This is a genomic window from Pseudomonas saponiphila, assembly GCF_900105185.1.
GTDB lineage: Bacteria > Pseudomonadota > Gammaproteobacteria > Pseudomonadales > Pseudomonadaceae > Aquipseudomonas > Aquipseudomonas saponiphila.
The window spans coordinates 2,799,473-2,822,245 of sequence record NZ_FNTJ01000001.1; the positions used below are offsets into that span (position 1 = coordinate 2,799,473).

Below are 22,773 nucleotides of genomic sequence, written 5' to 3' on the forward strand. Positions count from 1 at the left end.
TGGGAAATAGCGCATAAAATACTGGTTGTATATACAGTTATTTTTTGAGATAGTCATTCCACTCCTCGGTCGCACAGGATGTGGATATCAGCTCGATATAGGTTCTGATCTACGCCTGTCCGAGTGAAGGCCTTGAGCCTCGAACCATCGCCTTTGAGCGACATGAAAGCGGAATCCTCCGCGAACAATCATTCGACTCAATAGGCAATCCAAATGAAAAAGACTATCAGTGTTTCCCTGCTCGGTTTGTTGGCGCTTTTTGGTGCCAGCATGAGTGCCTTTGCTGACACAGCCATGTCCTGGAATCTTGCAAGGGATGTTCTTCTGGCAAAGGAGAGTTCTCCAGCGGGTTTTACCTGGACGTTCATGCAGAACACATCCGGGGTCAACAAGGCCGACAACTACGTCCCACTGCCATATTTCAAAGCAGACACCTGCAATAACCTGCCTGCAACCTGCTGGATGGACCAGGCCTCCGGCGCCCACGTTACAGTTCACATGAAGCCCTACATTTTCACCGCGAATGGTAGTTTTACGATCGCGGCTGGCAACGTGGCTTTTCACCCAGGGCAGAACAGTCAAACGATCATTCGCTGGGTGAGTCCAGTGGCTGGAGAGGTCAATGTCCTTGGGCGCGTGAATAGCGTCCACGACAGCTGTGGTGATGGTGTTGCTTGGTCGCTGAATTTGGGGGATACGGTCCTTCAATCCGGCAGCTTGGTCAGGGGTAACGGCGCAGTCTTTTCAGCGAGCAAGGTGCCTGTTGCCAAGGCCTCTGCCATCTACTTGGTCCTCGACAAGAAGGCCAACTACACCTGCGACAGCAGCACCATCGACATGCTCATCACCAGATAAACAGAGGGTGCTCAGCCGTATCAGGCTGTAGTCGCCAGCTGACTGAAAGCCAAGAGCTTCACCGGAACAGCGCTGACAGCAGCTCCTTTGGTTGGCGTGTCCAGCCATTCAGCCCCGTCAGCCGAGAGGCCACGGGGCTTTTTTGCAAGATGAAGATTACCGAGGACCGGCTGGATTGGCAGCGCCATGCAGAAACATCTGTTCCACGATATTGGCCGAGTTGGCACTGGCGGCACGCCCACGGCGTTCGGCATCGACCATGGCGAAGATCATGGTCAGGAACAGCTCGGTGAAGACCGCAGCAGTGATATCGATACGGAACGCGCCCAGTTGCTGGCCGCGCAGAAAGAATGCATCGAGGGCATCGAGATAGAACTGCCAACGTTTGCCTTCATCGGAGTCCGTGAACGTGTCAGGGCGATACTGAAAGAGCAGGAAAACCAGCATTTCACGATGCGCCAGATGCTCATTGACCAAACTACGCAACGCCTGCGCAGGGTCGTCGTGCATCAGATCAGTCGTGCTGGTGATCTGGCTCAGCACCGTCTCACCGTGGCTTTTCATAATCAGCACCAGGTTGTCACGGGTACCGCAAAAGCGATGCAGCGTAGCCTTGCTCACGCCAGCCGCCTCAGCCAGTTCCTTGAGCGTCGCCCTAGGGCGATCAACGATGGCCAGGGCCAGCGCCTTGATGAGTCGTTCGTCTTGGGGAGTCAGGGACATCAGTCGTTCTCGAAGCGAATTTCAATGCGAGTGATTGTGCAGGAAAAGCTCATTACTGCAACCTTAGATGCCCTTGGGCATGACTTTGGCTCAAATGAGTCATTGCCTGTTCAGGTTCTTGCTCGAGATTTTTGAGCATTCGATGGTGAGCTTTGCGCTTCAGTACAAGCTGATGAGCCTGCTAGTACAGATCATCCACGAGGCGTGTCTAAGTTGATTGGCATTTGCACGGCTAGCAATCGGCTAGAGGCGGCTACTGGCGATAGTTCGATATCGGACGTCAAGGCGTATGCGGATTGGACTGATGGCGGCCATTGAAAGGCTAGTTACACTCTTCAAGCTCGGCGGCCCGATGGTGATGCTGGCAGGGCTTGCCATGGTTCTGTTCGGTGATAGATGGATATCGCCATTCTCTGGCCAAGTGCTGCGTTCAACTTAAGCGTGCATCAAATCCCACTCCGCGAATCACTACCTGGATACCGACAACGGTACGCCCCAGACGGGATCCCCCATGCCTTGCCTGCCCAGCGGCGTGATCTACATGGGTTGGAGCCTGAACAGCAGTTGCCGGTGCTTCTTGCTCAGGCTGCGCTGCTCAATGAGATTCTGGGTAAAGCTCATGGGCGCCGGCCAGGTGTAGATGGTCAGGTTGGTTGTCGAGCGGACACTCGATCTTCTGCGGATCGACCGCCCGGCACTTCGACTGCTGGTACTTGTAGCCAGGGGGCTTCAGGTGCATGCGCGGGGCCAGCAGCAATTGCCCGCCTTGAAGGGTGAAGCTGGCGCGCGCCTTGTCCACCGGCATGCGCGGCTGGACCTTGATCGCGGGAGCGTCGCGCGAGTCGGTTTGTTGGTAATAGCCGGCCGGGGGCCGACGTTGTCGCGGGGCGCGGGGGCTAGGACGAACAGGCTACAGATTCAATGGCGTGTTTGGCCTGGGCGACGCTGAAGGCGCCCGGCAAACTGACGCCGTTCTTGGCGGCAAGGATCTCGGCCATCACGCTGACGGCGATTTCCGCAGGTGTCTTGCTGCCAATGTAGAGGCCGATGGGTCCGTGCAGGCGCTCAAGTGAGGCCGGGGTTTCAGCAAAATGCTCGATCAGGCGTTCGCGGCGCAGTTGGCTGTTGCGCCGCGAGCCGATGGCGCCGATGTAGAACGCCGGGCTGTGGAGGGCTTCGAGGAGGGCCAGATCATCGAGTTTGGGGTCATGGCTCAAGGCGACGATGCAGGTTCGGAGGTCGACGGCAAAGTCGCGGACCACGTCATCGGGCATGCCGATGATGCGCTCCACGCCCTGTACCGCCCAGGTTTCGATGTATTCCGGACGAGGGTCGCAAACCGCGACCCTGAAGCCGTTGAACAAGGCCATGGTGGCCAGATACTCGGCCAGCGCGCCGGCGCCGATCATCAGCAGCCGATACGCCGGCCCCAGGGTATTGAACATCTGCCGGCCATCGAAACTGAACTGCTCGGGTGTCGCAGTGGCGGTCAGCGTCACCTCATTGCTGGCCAGAGTCAGGCCCCGGCGTATCAGGCGTCCGCTGTCGAGCGCAGCGAGCAGTTCATCCAGCGCTGGCCCCGACGGGTTGAATTCGAGAACCAGCTGCAGGGTGCCGCCGCAGGGCAAGCCGAAGCGATGGGCGTCGTCGGCGCTGACGCCATACTGCACCACCTCAGGCACGCCATCCTTGAGCCCGGCGCCGCCATGGGCGGTGCTATAGCGATGGATCAAGTCGTCCTCGATGCAGCCGCCGGACACGCTGCCGACCACCCGCCCATCCCCACGCAAGGCCATCATCGACCCCACCGGGCGCGGTGAAGAGCCCCAGGTGCGTGCCACCGTGACCAGCAGCACCGGTTCGGCGGCGGCGCGCCAGTCCCGTGCGGTGCGCAGGACTTGCAAGTCAATGCTTTCCATCCGCCTCTCCTCTAGCGCATGTGCAGGATGATCGGGCTGCTGCTGGCCGGATCGGTGTGCTGACGCAACTGGCTCACTGCCTGGGCCTGGACGGCGCTGCCGTGATTGCCCCAGGCGCCGCGCACGAAGGTCAGGACCTCGGCGATCTGCTGATCCGACAACTGTTCGCGCAAGGCCGGCATGCGATAGGCGTCCGGCACTCCCGCAGCCACGACACGCTGCGAGCCGTTCAGGGTGATGTTGATCGCCGAGGCACTTTCCCTGGCCAGGGCAGAGGTAGCCCCCGCCAGCGGCGGTATCCATTCGCCTTGCCCCTTGCCGTCCGGGCCGTGGCACGAGGCGCAGTGCGTCATGTAGGTGTGGGCGCCAGGCGCGTCCAGCGCCGTCGCGGTCGACAGTGCTTGATACTGCCAGGGCGCGCCGTCTCGCTGGCGATCCCCGGGCAGCGACTTGAGGTAACGGGCAATGGCCATCAGGTCCTGGTCGGTCATGAACTGGGTGGAGTTGTTGAACGCTTCGGTCATCGAGCCATAGACCACAGCGTGCTCGTTGCGACCGGTCTTGAGGAACTGCACGATCTGCGCTTCGCTCCAGCGGCCCAGGCCGGTGTTGTGGTCGGCACGCAGGCTTGGCGCATACCAGCCATCGAGCAAGGCGCCGGCGAGGAACGGCGCTGCGGACTCATCCAGCGCCTTCTCGTTGAACGCCAGGCCGCGGGGCGTATGGCAGCTGCCGCAGTGTCCGGGGCCCTGAACCAGGTAAGCGCCGCGGTTCCACAGATCATCCTGCGTCGGTTTGACCGCGTAGGGCTCGGCGTCGACAAACACAGCGTTCCACAGGGCAATCGGCCAGCGCAGGTTCAGCGGCCAGGGAATGGCGCTGGGGATGTTCGCCTGCCTGACCGGCGCCACGCCTTTCATGAAGAACGCGTACAGCGCCCGCACGTCGTCGTCACTGAGCTTGGCGTAGGACGGATAGGGCATCGCCGGGTACAAACGGCGGGCGTCGGGAGCCACGCCATGGCGCAGCGCCCGGTCGAAGTCCGCCAGGCTGTAGTGGCCGATGCCGCTTTCGGTGTCCGGCGTGATATTGGTCGCATGGATCGCGCCCAGCGGTGTGGCCATTTCCAGGCCCCCGGCGAACGGCGCGCCGCCCGGCACGCTGTGGCACGCCACGCAATCGCTGAGCCTGGCGACGTATTCGCCGCGGGCGACCAGCGCCGGGTCGATCTCGGCCGCCGTGATCGGGTGGCTGGCAAGCGCCGAGGCGGGCTCACGAGTGACGTACCAGGCCAGCAGGCCGGCCACGACCAGGCATGACGCTGTCAGCCAGCCAGCGGTTCTTGCGAATCGGCGGTTATTCATGGACGCTCCGGCGCTCATCAGGTGAAGGTGTGTCGGCTCATGGGCAGGCTGCGGACCCGCTGTCCGGTCAGCGCCGCCACCGCGTTCGCGACGGCCGGCGCGACCGCGGGCAACGGCGGTTCACCGATACCGCCCATTTTTTCTCCGCTCTCGACGACTCGCACGTGCACCCGCGCCATCCGCGCAGGCGGCAGGATCGGATACAAGTCGTAGTTGCGAGCCCGAGGCTTGCCATCGACCCACACCGATTCCTCCACCAGGGTCTGCGACAGCCCCAGCGCCACGGCGCCGTTGACTTGAGCCTCGACAATCGCCGGATTGACGATGCTGCCGGGGTCGATCGCCTGCCAGATGTCGTGCACCTTGACCTGCCCGTTTTCGATGGAGACTTCGGCAATCACCGCAGTCTGGGTGCCGAACGGCGACGCCATGGCCACGCCTCGCGCCCGTCGGGTGCCGTCTTCGGCGGTAAAGGGCCCGCGCTTCCAGCCTCCCGACAGTTCACCCACCGCCTGCAGCAGGGTGGTCAGGCGCTGGTTGTCCCGCAGCAAGTGCAGGCGCAGTTCGAACGGGTCCTTGCCACCCTTGTCAGCCAGCTCGTCAAGGAAGGATTCGTAAAAGAAGTCGTTGAGGGAATTACCCACCGAACGCCAGTAGCCCAACATGGCCGGGCCCTTGACGTAGATCTGCGCGATGCGCTTGTGGGGAATCGCGTAGGACTTGCCCGACAAGCCTTCCAACGCCGTGGGGTCGAGCTTTTCACCCTGGCGGCCGGCGAGGGCCTCGGTCGGCCCCTCGGTGGCGCTGATCGCTTCGATTGCCAGGGGCCAGCCGTCGTTATCCAGGGCGGCGCGGAAATTCACCGCGGCCACCGGACGCAGCACGTCACGCAGGAACTCTTCCTCCCGGCTCCAGATCAGTTTTACCGGGCGGCCAACCGCCTTGGACAACTCGATCGCCTGGGGATAGGGATTGGCTGAGTCGTAGAGAAAATGCCGCCCGAAGAATCCCCCCAGCAATGGCGAATGCAAGGTGATGCGCGATGGATCCAGCCCCGTGCGCTTGGCGATGTCCGCCAGGAACATGTCCGGCGCCTGGTTCGGCAGCCAGACCTCCAGCGAGCCGTCGGGGTTGAATCTGGCCAGCGCCGATGGCGGTTCCAGCTGCCCGTGGTTCAGGTATTGGTTGTGGTAGGCGGCGTCGATCCGGGTCTTGGCGCCGGCCAGAATCGACGTCACGTCGCCTTGGTTTTCGTCGTCCCTGGCCGGGCCCTTTTCATGGGCAAGGCGCTGGATCCAGCCGTCGCTGGAAAAGTCCTTGGGCATCGGCCGCACCTTGCTGTCGGCCGATGGCTCCAGCCAGTCGACCTGAATCGCCTCCACCGCTCGTTTGGCGTGCCACCAGCGTTCGGCGACCACCGCCACGGCGCCTGGCAGGCGATGCACCGAGTGCACGTCTTTCATCGCCTTGACCTGCTCTTCGTTGCGCAGGCCGCCCACGGTCATGCCCAGGCGGGGGGCATGTTGAACGGCAGCATGCAGCATGCCGTCGACCTGCAGATCGATGCTGTAAAGCGCCTTGCCCGTGGACTTGTCGTAGGCATCGACGCGCTTGACCGGCTTGCCGATCCAGCGGAACCGGCTCGGGTCGCGCAGTGGCACGGAGGCCGGATCGGGAACCGGCAGATCCATCGCCCGCTCGGCCAGTTCACCGTAGGTCAGCGCGCGGCCCGACGCGGCATGCAGCACTTTGCCAGGCTCGGTGCTCAACTCGCTCACCGCCACCCCCAGCTGCAATGCGCCCGCCTGCAGCAGCATGGCGCGGGCCAGGGCGCCTAGGCGGCGCATGACCGGGTAACTCATGCGCACCGACATGCTGCCGCCGGTGATGCGCAAGCCGTTGTCCATGACCACATAGGCCTCGCCGGGTGGCGCGGCCTCCACCAGGAAGGTCGCCGGGTCGGCGTCCAGTTCCTCACCGACGATCTGGGCCATCGCGGTGAAAGTGCCCTGGCCGCCTTCCATGAACGGGCACAGCAGGCGCACGCGGTTATCCGGGCGGATTTCCAGAAACGCCGGGACCTGGGTGCCACGCGCGGCAGTCGTCGCCGCTTGCACCCGGGGCGAACCCAGCGGCAGGCCGAACCCCAGCACCAGCGCGCCGACGGCGGTGCCGGTCAAAAAGCGCCGGCGCGACAGATTGACCGGATCGTTCAGGACCAGCGCCGAGGCGTCGAGGGAAGGATCGATTGCGGGCTTCATGACAGGTTCCTCTTGCCGGCCAGCTCATGCAGGGCGGCATGAATGGCGTTGTAGGTACCGCAACGGCACAGATTGACCATCGCCGCGCGGATCTGCGCGTCGCTCGGCTCGGGGTTCTGCTTGAGCAGCGCCGTGGCCGCCATCACCTGTCCGGACTGGCAGTAGCCGCACTGGGCGACCTGCAGGTCGACCCAGGTGGCGACCACCCGCTTGCCCACGGCATCGGCTTCGATGGCTTCGATGGTGGTGACCTCCCGGCCGACCACTCCGGCCACTGGCGTCACGCACGAACGCACCACATTGCCGTCCACCAGCACGGAGCAGGCGCCGCACTGCGCCAGCCCGCAACCGTACTTGGTGCCGGTCATGCCCAGATCATCGCGGATCACCCAGAGCAAGGGTGTATCGGCGTCGGCATCGACCTGATAGGTCTTCTGGTTGATTTTCAGTTCCATGGCTCACCCGCTTGATCATCGGTTGAAGGGCATTGTTGTCGGGGCTGACACGCAGCGAGGCGCATCAGCGGTAAAACCGGTGCTTGGCTCAATGTGCCGCGTTGTCGAGCGCTTGTGCCGCGACGGGCTGGCCACGCAGCAGCCCGATGTCGCGACTGGGCGCGGTGCCGAACAGGCGGCCATATTCGCGGCTGAACTGCGAGGGACTTTCATAGCCGACGGCGAACGCCGCTCGCGAAACGTCCAGGCGCTCCATCAACATTAGCCGACGGGCCTCGTTGAGCCGCAGCCACTTCTGGTAGCGCAGCGGACTCATGCCGGTGAGCTGACGGAAATGATGGTGAAAGGTCGGGGCGCTCATCTGTACCCGCGCCGCCAGCTCTTCGATGCGTAGCGCCGTGGTGTAGTTGACCTTGAGCCAGTCGATGGCTTTGCCAATGCGGTAGCCCTGGCCATCGACGGCGGTGATCTGCCGCAGTCGTGATCCCTGATCGGTATTGAGCAGCCGATAGTGGATCTCCCGCAGAATCAGCGGCGCCAGCACCGGGATCGCCTCGGGTTCATCGAGCAGGGCCAGCAGGCGATCGAGGGCACCCTCCAGGGGCGGCGACATCAGGCCAATGCCCACACCAGCCGCCTTGGCGGGCGGGCGGTTTGCCGGCAAGCCGCCCTGGGTGATGAGCTCGGCGAGCAGGCTGACGTCCAGCTTCAGCACCAGCCCGACGCAGGGTTGCCGGGGGCTGGCTAAAAGCACTTCGGAGTTGGCCGGCAGGTCCAGTGAGGTGAGCAGAAATCGCGATGGGTCGTAGCGGTAGCCCTCGCCACCGACCCACAAACGCTTTTCCCCACGCCCCACCAGCACCAGGCTCGGCTCGATCATGCACACGGCAGGGGGCGCCGGTTGGTCGCGACGAAACAGCGACAGGCCGGGGATGGCGGTGGCGAAGTCTCCGGGCGCATTCACTCGCGGGTCGATGTTCAACGCCAGGGGCGATTCGTGGTGCGGGGCGGTTTGGATCATGTCGGCTGGCTCCTGTTGAGCGAACTCTAATCCGCTCATCAGAGGTTTCCTATCCAGCTGCCTGCAACCTCATAGGATTAGGCAAGCATTCAAGCGGAATGCACTAGGGCGGGGGCGGATCGACCGGGAAAAATATGTCGAACTGTCAAAGGAGAGCCTCCATGCAAGTCTTCGCTTATGGCGCCCATGCGGGCGACAAACCGCTTGAACCGCTGCGCATCACCCGTCGCGATCCCGGCCCGGACGATGTGCTGATCGAGATTGCCTATTGCGGCATCTGCCACTCCGACCTGCACCAGGTGCGCGGCGAGTGGGCGGGGACCCACTTTCCTTGCGTGCCCGGGCACGAGATCGTCGGCCGGGTCGCCGCGGTAGGTCACAAGGTCACCGGCTTCGCCCCGGGTGACCGGGTGGGGGTGGGCTGCATTGTCGACAGCTGCAAGCATTGCCAGGAGTGCGCCGAAGGCCTTGAGAACTATTGCGACGGGATGATCGGCACCTACAACTTTGCCACGCCCGATGCGCCGGGCTGGACACTCGGTGGCTACTCCCAGGCGATCGTCGTGCATCAGCGCTATGTGCTGCGTATTCGTCACCCCGAGGCGCAGTTGGCGGCCGTTGCGCCGCTGCTGTGCGCCGGCATCACCACCTGGTCGCCGCTGCGTCACTGGCAGGCCGGGCCCGGGAAGAAAGTCGGCGTGGTGGGCATCGGCGGCTTGGGCCACATGGGCATCAAGCTGGCACATGCCTTGGGCGCGCAGGTGGTGGCTTTCACCACGTCCGAATCCAAGCGCGAGGCGGCCACAAGCCTCGGCGCCGATGACGTGGTGATCTCAAGCGATGCCGGGCAAATGGCCGCGCACCTGCAAAGCTTCGACCTGATCATCAACACCGTTGCCGCGCCCCACGACCTGGATGCCCTGCTGGTGCTGCTCAAGCGCGATGGCGTGATGACCCTGGTGGGCGCGCCGGCCTCGCCGCACCCGGCGCCCAACGTGTTCAACCTGATCATGAAGCGCCGCACCCTGGCCGGATCGATGATCGGCGGCATTGCGCAAACCCAGGAGATGCTCGATTTCTGCGCCGAGCACGGCATCGTTTCGGACATCGAGCTGATAGCCGCGCAGCACATCGATCAGGCCTACGAGCGGATGCTCCGGGGCGACGTCAAATACCGTTTCGTGATCGACAACGCGACGCTGGCGCAGTGAAAGACGACGCTGCCGGGCCGGGATCGACCTCGGCGCCAGCGTTTTTGCCCGCAACACCCACCCGCTATTTAGTTGCACAGGTAGAGTCAATGACCTTTCGTTCCACAGAAAAAACCGGCTGGAGCGCCGTGCTGGCCATGTCCTTGGCCGCATTCGCCCTGGTCGCTTCAGAGTTCATGCCCGTCAGCCTGCTGACCCCCATCGCGACCGACCTGCACATCAGTGAAGGCCAGGCCGGGCAGGGCATTTCCGTGTCCGGGGCCTTTGCCTTGGTCACCAGCCTGGTGATTGCGGCGATTGCCGCTCGGGTCGAGCGCAAGACGCTGCTGCTGTGCCTGACCTTGCTGATGATGGTGTCGGGCACGCTGGTCGCGCTTGCGCCGGGCTACCTCTGGTTCATGTTCGGGCGTGCCTTGATCGGTATCGCCATTGGCGGTTTCTGGTCACTGTCGGCGGCCACCGCCATGCGCCTGGTGCGGCCTGATCAGGTTTCCCGGGCTCTGGCCATGGTCAACGGGGGCAACGCCCTGGCCACGGTCATTGCCGCCCCGGCGGGCAGCTTCCTGGGCTCGCTGATAGGCTGGCGCGGCGCATTCTTCTGTGTGGTGCCTGTCGCGACGCTCGCCGCCCTGTGGCTGCTGATCAGCCTTCCGTCCTTCAAGATCGAGCGCCGGGCCGCGAGCGGCAATCCCTTGCGGCTGATGAAGCAGTTGCCGGTCGCCCTGGGAATGCTCGCCGTCAGCGTGTTCTTCATGGGGCAGTTCATGCTGTTCACTTACCTGCGTCCATTTCTCGAGGTCGTCACCGGCGTCAGCGTTTCCACCCTGTCCTTCATGCTGCTGGGGCTGGGAGTGGCCGGTTTCATCGGCACCTGCGTGATCGAGAGATTCATGGGCAATGGTCTTTACCGCACGCTGACGCTCATACCTCTGAGCATGGCGGTCATAGCGCTGGCCCTGGTGAACTTCGGTAGTTCGCCGCTGCTGACCGCCGTACTGCTCGGGGCATGGGGACTGGTCGCCACGGCCGCTCCCGTTGGCTGGTGGACCTGGCTTGCGCAAACCCTGCCCGATGATGCCGAAGCCGGAGGCGGCTTGCTGGTGGCCATCGTGCAACTGGCTATCGCCGGCGGGGCGATCATCGGTGGGCTGGCCTTTGATCTGCGCGGCTATCAAGCCACGTTCGAGCTAAGCGCGGTGGTGCTGGTCGCCGCTTCGCTGCTCGCTTGGCTTGCAGGTCGCAGCGCCACGCACATGAGTCTGGTCGAGGCGAACGCCAGGGTCTGACGAGGTAGGTAGAGGCTCGGGGCCTGGTCGCATGAAGCAGTGCCGGCTGACAACGGTCTTTGGGCGAGGTCAGCGTGGTACGCATAGATCCGGGGTCGTTCACGAATTGCCCTGGAAGATCGTTGCAAGCCAGGTTGTGTCGAAAGAGAATGGCCGACTTTCAATCGGCGGCACCAGCCCTTGCTCGGTGAAATCCATGCGTTGATTTCATGTGCCCGGAGCGCCGCCGTTTGCCCTCGATACAGCGCTGCTTTATTCAACAAGGCCATATGGAAATGAATCTGAAAATACTGGGTATCGCCTCGCTCGGGTTGTGGTCGCTCATGCAAGCCCCGCTGTCGGTAGCGGAGAACGCCAATGGCAAGAATCTCTACCTGCAGCGATGCGCCATGTGTCACGGCGCAGACATCAAGGGCACGGGGCTGTTGGCGCATAAAAGCAACCCGCCGACACCGGACCTGACCACCACCGCGTTCAAGAAACGCCTCAATGATTACCCCGGGGTGATTGTCTCTTCAGTGATCCTGCGCCCCAATGGCGACTTGATCCCCAGAACCTTGCGCGAGAACGGTGTAAAGATCGCGCCGCACCCTTGGAGCGTTAAGGATTTTCGCGACTTGAACCAGTACATGAGCGAGGTCATCGCCAGAAGTCGGTGATGTTGCAGGGGTGGCGACACCGCTGGTCGCCCAAGGTTGATCAGGACAGTGAGCGCCCATCACGCCTCAATGCAGCGTGACAATCCTGCGGCTCTCTCCAATCCTGATCCGATCCAGTGCCCGGTTTAACCCATCCAGGGCATTGATCAGGGCCTGGGCTTCCGCTTCCCGGCCATCTCCCCACAGGCGCTCGGCCATCTTGTTGAGGGCCTGTATGGAGCGTTCGATATCCGCAGCAGTCACTGTGTTGCTCTCTGCCGGCTGTTTCTTGGTCATTCGATCGGTCTTCGACGGCGCTTGAGAATCAGCGCGAAGGCTACCACGCTCTTGATGGCGCAAGAGCACGAGCGCACGCGCTGCTGGATCAACTGAGCGCCCATTTGTCGCTTGCCGTTCCAGAGCGGTTTCAGCGTTGTCCCGGATCCGGCTGCACCAGATGCCGCCAGGGAAATACGGGCCGGGCAAAATTCGTTACGTAGCCGCCGCCAGTGGCTTGGATCACCATGAACTGCAAGGCAGGGCGCAGCCGTTGCAGGCTCTCGAACTGTTCCAGGCTTAGGCAGGTATTGCGCAGGCGCAGCACCCTCAAAGGGTCGCAGGCAGCACTGGCGAATAGTTTTTCATAGTGGGCGAAAGAAGTGACGGACTGGTCCGTGCGCTGATCTGCCCAGTTGTTCTGCAGTTCGGTGGATTCGGTGAAGTCCAGGTTGCTCAGCCCCGGCAGATTGTCCGAGCCGGCCAGGTTGGCAATGAAATGCTGGGTGTCCCAATGGCCGCCAATGCGCAAGTGGCCAAGGTGCGGCAGCTGGACCTGAAAGAAGCTCGAATCGGGGGCGTTGGGCAGGGTCAACTCGCTCAGGTGCGGCGCTTTGGCGACAAAGCGGGCGATTTCTCCTGCTTCCTCCATCAGCATGCCGGCTTTCTGGATCAGCGAGACATTGTGGTCCTGGGGCTCACTGGGGCGAATCGACAACGACCTGAGGATGGGAAAGCTCACGTCGCTGTCCAACAAGGGCGTGAACTCCCATTCGCGGGTGCCATTCGCGCCTTGATCCGGGCCGGAAAAGGCCAGGGAACTGAGGGTGTCGGCCACGGCCTGGTCGGCGAGGCATTCCAGGGTCCAGGCAAAGGGCTCTTCCCACAGCTCGCCATGAAACTCCAGATGCAGGCCGCCGCGTATCGGCGCCAGGGCCAGGTAGTTGTAGTCGCGGACCCACAGTGGCCCCGTCAGGTCCTCGGGGTTGTCGTCGCGCTCGATTGCCTGGTCCCGGGTGAAGTCATGGATGCGTTGCTGCAGGGCCAGCAGGCGCTGGTAGCCCGGCGAAGACAGAGGTGAGGACATGCTTGCAATCCGTTGCTGGGTGGGGCGCCCATGATAAGTCCTGGGGCCTGCCCGAGTCTTGGCCAGGCACTGTGCGCTATACATTTTTTCAACAAATTGACCATGTCGCCGGTTGCGCAGGGAGCGCTAGGATCGCCCCTTCATGCACGGGTCTGGTGGCCCTTTCGGAGCGTTACCCCATGCAACAAGGACCATTGCTTCATTCATCCACTGGACTGCTGGTCAGGGAGATCAGCCTGTTGGATGTCGAGCGGTTGCAGGCGTTCTTCGTTGAGAATCCGGACTACTTCCACATTGTTCACGGCTGTGCGCCGCAGCCAGACGAAGCCCGCGATGAAATCGATGACTGCTTGCCAGAGGGCTGGTCCTTCACTCGCAAGTGGAAGATAGGTTACTTCGACGGGACAGGTGCGCTGGTGGCCATGGTCAGTATCGTCAGCGATCTGCTGGCGCCCGGGGTTTGGCACATTGGTCTGTTCATGCTGGCCGGCTCGCTGCAGGGCCGGGGCATTGCCCGGCAGTTGCATCGCGAGCTTGAAGACTGGGTGGCCGGTCAGGGCGCGCGCTGGCTGCGCCTGAGCGTGGTGTTCGATAACGTCCGGGCCGAGGGCTTCTGGAGAGCCTGCGGCTATGTTGAGGCTCGTACCCGGGACGGCATCGAGCTAGGCCGGCTGCGGCACCGGGTGCGCATCATGATCAAGCCGCTGTGCTCGGATTCTCTTGAGGACTACCTGACCCTGATGCCCCGCGATCGGGTCGAGCCCCCGGTGTCAGTCTGAGAAAAAGATTGGCAGTAGCGTGCTGCGTGCCGGGTAGGGCGGGGCGTCCCAATCCGGGGGCGCGAGCGTCCGTCCAGCACCTGAGCCAGCGCTGTGCTGGAACGCTCGGCAGCCCGGGGCGAAGCCTTTCGGGCATGAACTAAAATCGCTGTCACCAGTCCCATGGGGCATCTTTGACCATCTGGGGGGAACTACCTTGAACACTCGTCTTGCAATGCTCTGCGCCGTGGCTTTGGCTTCGGGCCTGCCGCTTCTGGTCGAGGCTGCCCAGGCTCAGTCACCCGCCCCTGAGCCGAGCTATCAGAGCCAGGTGGCGCGCTATCAGTGCGAGGGCAATGTCCGCATCGAGGCGGCCTATCTGAATATCGACAATGGCAGCTCGTTCGCCACGCTCCACTACAAGGACCAATTGATTCCCATGCACATTGCCCGTTCGGGTTCCGGGGCGTTGTATATCGCCGATGATGAGCAGAACAGCTTTCGCTGGCATACCAAGGGCAAGCAGGGCGTCTTGTCGTTCCTTGAGGCCGACCACACTGCCGAGGAAGAGACACTGCTCAAGGACTGCCAGGAGATCGACCCGCAGTGAGCCCAGGCCGGCGCTGCCTGCAGGCAAAAAAAAGCCCGCGGGAGAGAGCGGGCGAACGTAGTTGCTTGAATGAGCGAAGGGACTATACACAGACGCGATCAGCCCTTGGGTGAAGGAAGTTTCATCTTGACCGGTGGTCGTCCCGTCGACGAAACCGGGTGGTCGCCGGATCTGTTCTAACCTGATCAGGGCAGTGAAACATCCCTTCAGGAAGAGAGGTGGGCATGACAACACCAGAGCAACGCCCTTGCGAGCATGAACGCAGCGATGACGCGCAGCAGCACGAAGTCGAACACCGCGAGCCGCCACCGCAGACCTGGAAGCATCCGGACGACGGCAAGAGCCTCTCCGAGCTGGATGAAGAACGTCCCTTGAAACCCTAAGCCCAGGCCCCGCCAAAGAGCGGGGCTTTTTGTGCCGGGCGGTCAACGGCACATGGCCGGCAGCGAGTCTCTGCGCTCTGCTACCATCGCCGGCTTTGCCGTTCCGTGAATTCGGGACGGGCTGTTCGCTCAAGGGAGAAGTGCATGATCGTCACCACCACCGCCCATATCGAGGGCCGGGAAATTGCCGGTTATCTGGATATCGTCAGCGCCGAATCGGTGCAGGGCATCAACGTGGTCCGCGACCTGTTCGCCGGGATGCGCGACTTTTTCGGTGGCCGTTCCCAGACGCTGGAACGGGCCCTGAGAGAGGCGCGGATCCAGGCCACCGATGAAATCAAGGAGCGCGCCCGCAAGCTCGATGCCGACGCAGTGGTCGGCCTGGACTTCGAGATCAGCATGCCTTCGGGGCGCGGCGGCATGGTGGTGGTGTTTGCCACCGGGACTGCAGTCAGGCTCAAGTGACACCCCGCACGCTGCCAAGCGGAATCCGGCGTCAACCCCGACAACTGCGGTAAGCGCCCGCAGGCCAGCGCCCGGGCCGAGGGAGGACCGCGCTTGCGGGCCGTGCTGCTTCACGGCCGGCACTCGCGCAGCTGCCAGCCGCGGGCTGACCATTGCCACTCATGGGTCGGTGCCAGGGCCTGGAGAAAGGCCTCATCGTGGGAAGCCACCAGCAGCGCGCCGGGAAAGTCCCGCAGCGCTTGTTCGAAGGCTTGTACCGATTCCAGGTCCAGGTGGTTGGTGGGTTCGTCGAGCAGCAACAGCTGCGCCGGATTACCGGCCCACAACGCCAGTGCCAGGGCGGCCTTCAGGCGTTCGCCGCCGCTGAGCAAGGCGCAGGGTTGCTGGACCCGACGGGCGTCGAGTTGCAGGCGCGCCAGCCGGGTGCGCAGGGTGCTTTCCTCCAGGGTTGAGGCACCGCCATGCAGCTGCTCCAGCAGCGAGCGCTCGGCGGCTAATTGCAGCAGGTGCTGATCCAGGTAGGCGCTGGCCACCGCCACCCGGCAGTGGCCACTGAGCGGTTGCAGGTGCCCGGCCAGCATCTTCAGCAAAGTGGATTTGCCGCAACCGTTGGGGCCCACCAGGGCAATCCGCGCCGGACCGCTGAGGTTGCCGGTGAGATAGGTCGCCGGCGAGCCGCTGTCCAGCCAGGGCAGTTGCGCCCGCTGCAGGTTGAACAGCGCCTGGCCGGGCGCCAGGCGGGTTTCGGGCAGGGTGAGCAGGGTCGGTTGCTCCGGGGCGACCCGAGCGTAGGCATCGCGAACCTGTTGATCGAGGGCGCTTTTGTGTTCCTGATGCTGGTGCCGCACCTGGCCCATGATGTCCCTGGCGCCGCCGAGCAGGCTGGCCCGTTCCATGCTGGAGACGTTGGCGGTCTTGGCCTGCTTGCGTGAAACCGCGGCGTGGCGCTGGATGCTGTCATGCTCGCGCTGCAGGCGCTTGAGTTCGCGGCTGCGTTGGCTGCGGGCCTGTTCCAGGGTTGCCTGGGCTGCACCTTCAAGGGCCTGGCGCTGGGCCAGGAACAGGGCGTAATTGCCGCCGTAGACCCGAGCGCCCATAGGGCCAAGCTCGACGATGCGCTGCACCTGCATCAGCAACTGGCGGTCATGGCTGACCAGGATCAACCCGCCGCGCCAGCGCCGCAGCTGCTCCATCAGCCAGCAGCGACCGGCCCGGTCCAGATGGTTGCTCGGCTCATCGAGCAGCAGCAATGGCGCGTCGCCAAGCAGGGCGCCGATCAGCGCCACCCGGGCCAGTTGCCCGCCGCTCAGGGTGGCCGCCGGGTCCTCGGGTTGCAGCCAGGCTAGGCCGGCCTGATCCAGGGCCTGACGCAGCCGCTCGGCCAGGTCCCAGCGGCCATCGACCTGTTGCCAATCCTCCGCGGTCGCGGTGCCGGACGCCAGGCGTTGCAGGGCGTGCAGGGCTTCGGCCAGCCCGGCGACCTGGGCCACCGTCTGCTGCGGTGCCGGCTGCGGGTCCTGGGGCACGTAGGCAAGACGGGCAGTGCGCTGGATGCTGCCTGAAGAGGGTTGCAGTTCCCCGGCGATCAGGCGCAGCAGCAGGGATTTGCCCGCGCCATTGCGCCCGACGATGGCCGTGGGCAGGCCATCGAAACTCAGGTTCAGGGCATCGAACAGGGTGTCGCCATTGGCGAATTGATAGGTCAGCTGGTTCAGTGAAACCAGCGCAGGCAGCCGTTTGACGTGAGTCATCAGCACCTCCGGAAAATGTGGCAACAGACCAACGAGCGCGGTTGAAGGGCTCGTCGCGGATACATTTTGGAAGGCTTAGTTGTTCACGTCGGCAATCGTCCTGGGACGGCAAGGAAGGCGCGCAGCCTAACGTCGGACCCAGGGCCCTGGCAAGGGCGGTGATGGACTCAAGCCAGAACCGCCACCGCCTTGATCTGGGCCCAGAGCTGCTGGCCGGGATGCAGGTCGAGCTGATCCCGGGAGTAACGGGTGATGCGCGCCAGCAGCGGGGTGCCCGCCGCGTCCAGGCGCACCAGGACGTGGGCGGCGTTGTCCGCCGGGATTTCTTCGCACACGGTCACCGGCAGGCGGTTGAGGATGCTGCTGCGTTCGCTGGCCTGCAGGCTCAGGCTGACGTCTCGGGCCTGGACCTTGAAGCGCAGGGCCTTGCCCAGGGCCAGCGGACCGTGGGCCACGCGGACCTGCGATCGGCTGTCGGGCAGTTGCAGGGTCAGCAATTGGTAGCTCGGGTCGTAGTCGCTGACCCGGCCCTCGACCACCACGCCGGCATCGTCACCCAGGGCCAGGGGCAGATCCAGGCGTGCCAGGGTCTGGCCGATGGGGCCGCTGGCCAGGGCGCGGCCATCGCTGAACAGCACGATGTGGTCCGCCAGGCGTGCCACTTCGTCCTGGGAATGACTGACATAGAGCACCGGGATATCCAGTTCGTCGTGCAGGCGCTCCAGGTAAGGCAGGATTTCGCCCTTGCGTCTGGAGTCCAGGGCCGCCAGGGGCTCGTCCATCAGCAGCAGGCGCGGACTGCTGAGCAAGGCCCGGGCGATGCCGATGCGCTGGCGTTCGCCGCCCGAAAGGTGTTGCGGATGGCGCTGCAGCAAGTGGCCGATACCCAGCAGTGCGGTGGCTTGGGCCATGTCCACCCGGCGTTGCGCCTTGGGAATGCGGCGCAGGCCGAACTCCAGGTTGGCCTGGACCGACAGATGGGCAAACAGGCTGGCCTCCTGGAACACATAACCCAAGGAACGCTTGTGCGGCGGGACGAACAGCCGTTGCCGGCTGTCCTGCCAGACCTCGTCGTTGATCTGAATGCGGCCGCGCCCGGCCTTTTCCAGGCCGGCGATGCAGCGCAGGCAGGTGGTCTTGCCGGATCCGGAGTGCCCGTACAGCGCGGTGACCCCGCGGCCTGGCAACTGCAGGTCCAGATCCAGGTCGAAGTCCTGGTAGTCCAGGCGCAGCTTGATGTGCAGGCTCATGGCTCAGCTCCAGCCGGCTTTGGTCTTGCGGCTGGAATACAACGCCAGCAGCACCAGAAACGAGAACACCAGCATGGCTCCGGCCAGCCAGTGGGCTTGGGCATACTCCATGGCTTCGACGTGGTCGTAGATCTGCACCGAGACCACCCGGGTCTTGTCGGGAATATTGCCGCCGATCATCAGCACCACGCCGAACTCGCCGACGGTGTGGGCAAAGCCGAGGATCGAGGCGGTGATGAAGCCCGGCCGCGCCAGGGGCAGGATCACCGTGAAAAAACTGTCCCAGGGGCCGGCGCGCAAGGTGGCGGCGACCTCCAGCGGGCGACTGCCGATGGCGGAAAAGGCGTTCTGCAGCGGTTGTACGACGAAGGGCATGGAATAGATCACCGAGCCCAGCACCAGGCCGCTGAAGCTGAAGGTCAGGGTGCCCAAGCCCAGGGATTGGGTGAGCTGGCCGAAAAAGCCGTTGGGCCCCAGGGCCAGCAGCAGGTAGAAACCGATCACCGTGGGTGGCAGCACCAGGGGCAGGGCCACCACGGCACCGACCGGCCCGCGCAACCAGGAACGGGTGCGCGACAGCCACAGGGCAATCGGAGTGCCGACCACCAGCAGGATCAGCGTGGTCAGGGACGCCAGTTTCAGGGTCAGCCAGATGGCGGAAAAATCGGCACTCGACAGGCTCATTTACAGTTGATAACCGTAGGACTGGATGATGGCGGCGGCTTTCGGGCCCTTGAGGTAGTCGACCAGCGCCTGGGCGGCCGGGTTGTCCTTGCCCTTGTTGAGGATCACCGCGTCCTGCTTGATCGGGTCATGCATCTGGGCAGGCACTATCCAGGCCGAGCCGCTGCTGACTTTGCCGTCCTTGTAGATCTGTGACAAGGCGACAAAACCCAGTTCGGCGTTGCCGGTGGAGACGAACTGGTAGGCCTGGGTGATGTTCTGGCCTTCGACGAGCTTGTCCTTGACCTGGTCGCTCAGGCCCAGCTTGGCCAGGACCTGGGTCGCGGCCAGGCCGTATGGCGCGGCCTTGGGATTGGCGATGGACAGGTGCTGGTACTGGTTGTCCTTGAGGACCTGGCCCTTGCTGTCGACGTAGCCTTGCTTGGCCGACCACAGGGCCAGGGTGCCGATGGCATAGGTGAAGCGCGAGCCCTTGACGGCATCGCCTTCGTTTTCGAGCTTCTGCGGGGCGCTGTCGTCGGCGGAGAGAAAGACTTCGAAGGGCGCGCCATTCTTGATCTGGGTATAGAACTGCCCGGTGGCCCCGTAGGCGGCCACCAGTTTGTGGCCGGTGTCCTTTTCGAAGTCGGCGGCTATGGCCTGGATCGGCGCGGTGAAGTTGGCGGCCACCGCCACCTGGACTTCAGCGGCCTGGGCCGTGCCCAAAGCGAAGACGGCGAGCAGGGCGGCAAGGCCGGTCGGGACAAAACCTGAGGCGCGAAGGTTCATCAAACAGCTCCAGTGGGGGGAAGGAAGAATGGGCGCGAGCGGCGATTGCAGGGCCTGTGCAGGCAGGCGAGGTCAAGCGCTGTATAGCGGAATATATAGCGAATCGCCGGCAAGCGGAACTGTGAATCGGCCCCATGCACAGGGCCGCGACCGAAGTCGCGGCCCTGTTCCTCAGCGTCTGCGCAACTGGGCTAGCGTCTGTTCGGCCAGGCGCAAGGTCAGCTCGTAGGACGGTAGCTCCACCCCCAGGCGCAGGGCCTGGCCGGACCAGAGGTTGGCAAAGTCCGCCTCGTCCTTGGCCCTGAGCGGCATCAAGGCGCCTCCGGCCCGGGGGAAGGCCGGTGCCAGCGGGCTCATGGGGCCGATTTCACGCATTACCCGGTTGACGATGCCCCGGGCCGGGCGGCCGGTGAACAGGTTGGTCAACGCGGTCTGGCTTTCCTTGGCGTGGCGCAGCGCGTGGTGGTGGGCGGCGCTGACCTTGGCCTCCGGGGTGAACAGGTAGGCCGTGCCCAGCTGCGCTGCCGAGGCGCCCAGTGCCAGCGCCGCGACGATGCCCCGGGCATCGCCGATGCCGCCCGTGGCAATGACCGGCAGTTGCACCGCGTCGACGATCTGCGGCACCAGGGCCATGGTGCCGACCTGGGTGTTCAGATCGTCGCTGAGGAACATGGCCCGATGGCCGCCGGCTTCGTAGCCCATGGCGATGATCGCGTCGCAGCCGCGGGCTTCCAGCCAGAGCGCTTCATCGACGGTGCTGGCGGAGGACAGAATCCTGGCACCGGTGGCTTTGACCCGATCCAGCAGGGCCGGGTCCGGCAGACCGAAGTGAAAACTCACCACCTCGGGTCGCAGTTCTTCGACCAGTTGGCAACTGGTTTCATCGAAGGGCGCGCGGTTGCTGACCGGCGTCGGGGCGTCGAAATCCGCCCCCAGCTCCTGGTAGTAGGGCTTCAGGGTTTCTTTCCAGCGGGCTTCGCGTTCGACATCGACGGCGGGCATCTGGTGGCAGAAGAAGTTCAGGTTCAGCGGATTGCGGGTGGCCGCACGGATGGCCTGGACTTCCAGGCGAATCTGTTCGGGACCGAGCATGGCGCAGGGCAGGGAGCCCAGGGCGCCAGCCCGGCAGACCCCGATCACCATGGCAGCACCGGTGACCCCTGCCAGTGGCCCTTGAATGATGGGGAGGTCGATACCCAGCAGGTCTAACAGGCGGCGATCAGTCCATTGGCTCATTTGCAAGAATTCTCCGTCGGCGGGATTGGACAATGAGGCTCATGGTTTTTAGCAGGAGAACCCGACCCGAGGCCAGCCGACTTTTTCAGCAGAGGCTCAATATCGGGTACTGGCAACGGATGCAGCGGCCACTGCCGACGGCTGTCGGTGGCGCCGATCCGACGCTAGACTGCGGCGGATATTTTTCCTCACCGCCCCATAAAGGAATGCTGACCATGGATGTAAAACTGCGCGAAGTACGGCCCTTTCGCGTTGCAGGCCTGCAAGTGCGGACCCGCAACGCGGCGGAGCAACAGGCGGACAGCGCCCGGATCGGGCCGATGTGGCAACGTTTTTATGTCGAAGACCTGTTCAACAAGATTGCCTTGCGGCAACCGGACTCGTTCGTCTACGGGGTCTATTCCAACTACGAGTCCGATGCTTCTGGGGCGTTCGACGTGATGGCCGGAGTGGCGGTGAGTGATGCCAGCGCCGACTACCCCAGCGTGCAGATCCAGGGCGGTGACTACCTGGTGTTCAGCGCCCAGGGCGCGATGCCCGATTGCGTGATCCAGGCCTGGGGCCTGATCTGGGCCTACTTCCAGGACAATCCTGAGGTTCGTCGCGCCTTCGCCACGGATTTCGAGGTCTATACCAGCCCCGACTCGGTGGCCATCTACATCGGGATTCAGGATTCGGGCAGCGCTTCGCGCTCCAGCAACTGACGCTTGCGCTCCACTCCCCAGCGGTAGCCGGAAAGGCTGCCGTCGCTGCGCACCACCCGGTGGCAGGGGATGGCCACCGCCAGGCAGTTGGCTGCACAGGCTTGGGCCACCGCTCGCATGGACTTGGGCGCGCCGATGCGCTGAGCGATCTCGGCGTAGCTGGCGGTGCTGCCGGCGGGAATGCTCTGCAGGGCCTGCCACACCCGTTCCTGGAACGCGGTGCCGCGCAGGTCCAGGGGCAGGTCCAGGCCAATCGCCGGCGCTTCGATAAAACCCACCACCCGGGCCACCAGACGCTCGAAATCCGCGTCGGCCCCCAACAGATTGGCCCGAGGAAACTTGTCCTGCAGTTGCTCCAGCAACTGGTTGGGGTCGTCCCCCAGGAGGATGGCGCATACCCCGCGCTCGCTCCGGGCCACCAGGATCGCCCCCAGGGAGCACTGGCCCACGGCAAAGCGGATATCGGTGTTGGGGCCGCCGGCGCGGTAGTCGCTGGGTTTCATGCCCAGCAATTGGTCGGCGGCCTCATAGAAGCGGCTGTTGGAATTGAAGCCGGCGTCGTACAAGGCGTCGGTCACCGAGTGGCCGTTCTCCAGGTGGTGGCGGACCTTGCGTGAGCGTTGCGCGCTGGCATAGCCCCGCGGCGTGAGTCCGGTGGCGGCCTTGAACACCCGGTGGAAGTGGTAGCTGCTCATGCCCGCGTGCCGCGCCAGTTGCTCCAGGCTGGGGGCCGATTCGGCGCGCTCGATCTGTCGACAGGCTTCGGCCACCATCGCCGCGTGGTGGGCGGCGACCTGGGTCTGGTCGCTGGCCTGGCGTTTGCTCGGCCGATAGCCTGCGGCTTCGGCTTGTTCGGCGCTGTCGAAGAACTCGACGTTTTCCGCTTTCGGCCGTCGCGACAGGCTGCTGGGGCGGCAGTACACGCCGGTGGTGCGCACGGCGTAGACGAAGCTCGCATCGGCGCTGGCGTCGCGCTTGAGCACGGCCTGCCAGCGTGGGTCCTGTTCGATGCGCTGTTTGCGCGATGGGGCATTCATGATCGGTCCTCGGCCGGAAGTGGCGGCCAGA

The 22,773-nt window shown here is 64.0% G+C and carries 23 protein-coding genes and 1 pseudogene; 9 read left to right on the plus strand and 15 right to left on the minus strand.

Going from position 1 to position 22,773, the window contains the following annotated elements; genetic code table 11:
• Window positions 1-213 precede the first annotated feature (213 nt).
• Window positions 214-855 (plus strand): hypothetical protein, encoded by a 642-nt coding sequence (locus tag BLV47_RS13110; RefSeq protein ID WP_092314159.1) that lies wholly within the window; start codon window positions 214-216, stop codon window positions 853-855.
• A gap of 156 nt (window positions 856-1,011) precedes the next feature.
• Here the strand turns inward: BLV47_RS13110 and BLV47_RS13115 are convergent, their stop codons facing one another.
• From BLV47_RS13115 to BLV47_RS13145, 7 genes and pseudogenes are all read right to left on the minus strand, one after another.
• A complete protein-coding gene (locus BLV47_RS13115; RefSeq protein WP_092314160.1) occupies window positions 1,012-1,578 on the minus strand; it encodes a TetR/AcrR family transcriptional regulator in 567 nt (188 codons plus the stop codon).
• Window positions 1,579-2,046: 468 nt separating this feature from the next.
• Window positions 2,047-2,443, minus strand: a pseudogene (locus BLV47_RS13120) (hypothetical protein); the annotation flags it as partial.
• A 31-nt stretch (window positions 2,444-2,474) separates the two neighbouring features.
• Complete coding sequence (locus tag BLV47_RS13125) at window positions 2,475-3,497, minus strand: XdhC family protein (protein WP_092314161.1); 1,023 nt, start codon at window positions 3,495-3,497, stop codon at window positions 2,475-2,477.
• An 11-nt stretch (window positions 3,498-3,508) separates the two neighbouring features.
• Window positions 3,509-4,861 carry a c-type cytochrome gene (locus BLV47_RS13130; RefSeq protein WP_092314163.1) on the minus strand — a complete coding sequence of 451 codons (1,353 nt, stop codon included), beginning with the start codon at window positions 4,859-4,861 and terminating at the stop codon, window positions 3,509-3,511.
• A 17-nt stretch (window positions 4,862-4,878) separates the two neighbouring features.
• Window positions 4,879-7,122, minus strand: coding sequence for a xanthine dehydrogenase family protein molybdopterin-binding subunit (locus BLV47_RS13135; RefSeq protein ID WP_092314165.1), 2,244 nt, complete (start codon window positions 7,120-7,122; stop codon window positions 4,879-4,881).
• On the minus strand, window positions 7,119-7,577 hold the full coding sequence (locus BLV47_RS13140; protein ID WP_092314167.1) for a (2Fe-2S)-binding protein: 459 nt from the start codon (window positions 7,575-7,577) through the stop codon (window positions 7,119-7,121). Before BLV47_RS13140 ends, BLV47_RS13135 begins: the two co-directional genes overlap by 4 nt.
• 88 nt (window positions 7,578-7,665) lie before the next feature.
• A complete protein-coding gene (locus BLV47_RS13145; protein ID WP_092314169.1) occupies window positions 7,666-8,598 on the minus strand; it encodes an AraC family transcriptional regulator in 933 nt (310 codons plus the stop codon).
• A 161-nt stretch (window positions 8,599-8,759) separates the two neighbouring features.
• Between BLV47_RS13145 and BLV47_RS13150 the strand changes: the two genes are divergently transcribed.
• The 3 genes from BLV47_RS13150 (at window position 8,760) to BLV47_RS13160 (ending at window position 11,754) form a co-directional block, all read left to right on the plus strand.
• Window positions 8,760-9,809 (plus strand): NAD(P)-dependent alcohol dehydrogenase, encoded by a 1,050-nt coding sequence (locus BLV47_RS13150; RefSeq protein ID WP_092314171.1) that lies wholly within the window; start codon window positions 8,760-8,762, stop codon window positions 9,807-9,809.
• Between the two features lie 89 nt (window positions 9,810-9,898).
• Window positions 9,899-11,095, plus strand: coding sequence for an MFS transporter (locus tag BLV47_RS13155; protein WP_092314173.1), 1,197 nt, complete (start codon window positions 9,899-9,901; stop codon window positions 11,093-11,095).
• 275 nt (window positions 11,096-11,370) lie between these two features.
• Complete coding sequence (locus BLV47_RS13160; RefSeq protein WP_092314175.1) at window positions 11,371-11,754, plus strand: cytochrome c; 384 nt, start codon at window positions 11,371-11,373, stop codon at window positions 11,752-11,754.
• Window positions 11,755-11,820: 66 nt separating this feature from the next.
• Here the strand turns inward: BLV47_RS13160 and BLV47_RS13165 are convergent, their stop codons facing one another.
• Window positions 11,821-12,030: a hypothetical protein gene (locus BLV47_RS13165; protein WP_016967305.1), complete on the minus strand. Its 210-nt coding sequence runs from the start codon at window positions 12,028-12,030 to the stop codon at window positions 11,821-11,823.
• Window positions 12,031-12,160: 130 nt separating this feature from the next.
• The gene (locus tag BLV47_RS13170) at window positions 12,161-13,096 is read right to left on the minus strand and encodes a hypothetical protein (protein WP_092314177.1); all 936 of its coding nucleotides are present in this window, start codon (window positions 13,094-13,096) and stop codon (window positions 12,161-12,163) included.
• 179 nt (window positions 13,097-13,275) lie between these two features.
• Here BLV47_RS13170 and BLV47_RS13175 point away from each other — a divergent pair, with 179 nt between their 5' ends.
• The 4 genes from BLV47_RS13175 to BLV47_RS13185 all read left to right on the plus strand — a co-directional run bounded on the left by BLV47_RS13175 (window position 13,276) and on the right by BLV47_RS13185 (window position 15,312).
• Window positions 13,276-13,875, plus strand: coding sequence for a GNAT family N-acetyltransferase (locus BLV47_RS13175; RefSeq protein ID WP_092314179.1), 600 nt, complete (start codon window positions 13,276-13,278; stop codon window positions 13,873-13,875).
• A gap of 196 nt (window positions 13,876-14,071) precedes the next feature.
• Window positions 14,072-14,464 (plus strand): MliC family protein, encoded by a 393-nt coding sequence (locus tag BLV47_RS13180; RefSeq protein ID WP_244168874.1) that lies wholly within the window; start codon window positions 14,072-14,074, stop codon window positions 14,462-14,464.
• A 224-nt stretch (window positions 14,465-14,688) separates the two neighbouring features.
• Window positions 14,689-14,847, plus strand: coding sequence for a hypothetical protein (locus BLV47_RS36210; RefSeq protein WP_167365658.1), 159 nt, complete (start codon window positions 14,689-14,691; stop codon window positions 14,845-14,847).
• Window positions 14,848-14,991: 144 nt separating this feature from the next.
• Window positions 14,992-15,312: a YbjQ family protein gene (locus BLV47_RS13185; RefSeq protein WP_092314184.1), complete on the plus strand. Its 321-nt coding sequence runs from the start codon at window positions 14,992-14,994 to the stop codon at window positions 15,310-15,312.
• A gap of 110 nt (window positions 15,313-15,422) precedes the next feature.
• Here the strand turns inward: BLV47_RS13185 and BLV47_RS13190 are convergent, their stop codons facing one another.
• From BLV47_RS13190 to BLV47_RS13210, 5 genes are all read right to left on the minus strand, one after another.
• On the minus strand, window positions 15,423-17,063 hold the full coding sequence (locus BLV47_RS13190) for an ATP-binding cassette domain-containing protein (RefSeq protein WP_092314186.1): 1,641 nt from the start codon (window positions 17,061-17,063) through the stop codon (window positions 15,423-15,425).
• Window positions 17,064-17,230: 167 nt separating this feature from the next.
• Complete coding sequence (gene modC / locus BLV47_RS13195) at window positions 17,231-18,313, minus strand: molybdenum ABC transporter ATP-binding protein (RefSeq protein ID WP_092314188.1); 1,083 nt, start codon at window positions 18,311-18,313, stop codon at window positions 17,231-17,233.
• A 3-nt stretch (window positions 18,314-18,316) separates the two neighbouring features.
• Window positions 18,317-18,997 carry a molybdate ABC transporter permease subunit gene (gene modB / locus BLV47_RS13200; protein ID WP_092314190.1) on the minus strand — a complete coding sequence of 227 codons (681 nt, stop codon included), beginning with the start codon at window positions 18,995-18,997 and terminating at the stop codon, window positions 18,317-18,319.
• On the minus strand, window positions 18,998-19,765 hold the full coding sequence (modA, locus tag BLV47_RS13205) for a molybdate ABC transporter substrate-binding protein (protein WP_092314192.1): 768 nt from the start codon (window positions 19,763-19,765) through the stop codon (window positions 18,998-19,000). It lies immediately after the preceding gene.
• A 171-nt stretch (window positions 19,766-19,936) separates the two neighbouring features.
• Window positions 19,937-21,001 (minus strand): NAD(P)H-dependent flavin oxidoreductase, encoded by a 1,065-nt coding sequence (locus BLV47_RS13210; protein ID WP_092314194.1) that lies wholly within the window; start codon window positions 20,999-21,001, stop codon window positions 19,937-19,939.
• A gap of 215 nt (window positions 21,002-21,216) precedes the next feature.
• Between BLV47_RS13210 and BLV47_RS13215 the strand changes: the two genes are divergently transcribed.
• Window positions 21,217-21,705 (plus strand): GyrI-like domain-containing protein, encoded by a 489-nt coding sequence (locus BLV47_RS13215; RefSeq protein WP_092314196.1) that lies wholly within the window; start codon window positions 21,217-21,219, stop codon window positions 21,703-21,705.
• Here the strand turns inward: BLV47_RS13215 and ada are convergent.
• Complete coding sequence (gene ada, locus BLV47_RS13220) at window positions 21,669-22,742, minus strand: bifunctional DNA-binding transcriptional regulator/O6-methylguanine-DNA methyltransferase Ada (protein ID WP_092314198.1); 1,074 nt, start codon at window positions 22,740-22,742, stop codon at window positions 21,669-21,671. The two genes, BLV47_RS13215 and ada, sit on opposite strands and share 37 nt — an antisense overlap.
• Window positions 22,743-22,773 lie beyond the last annotated feature (31 nt).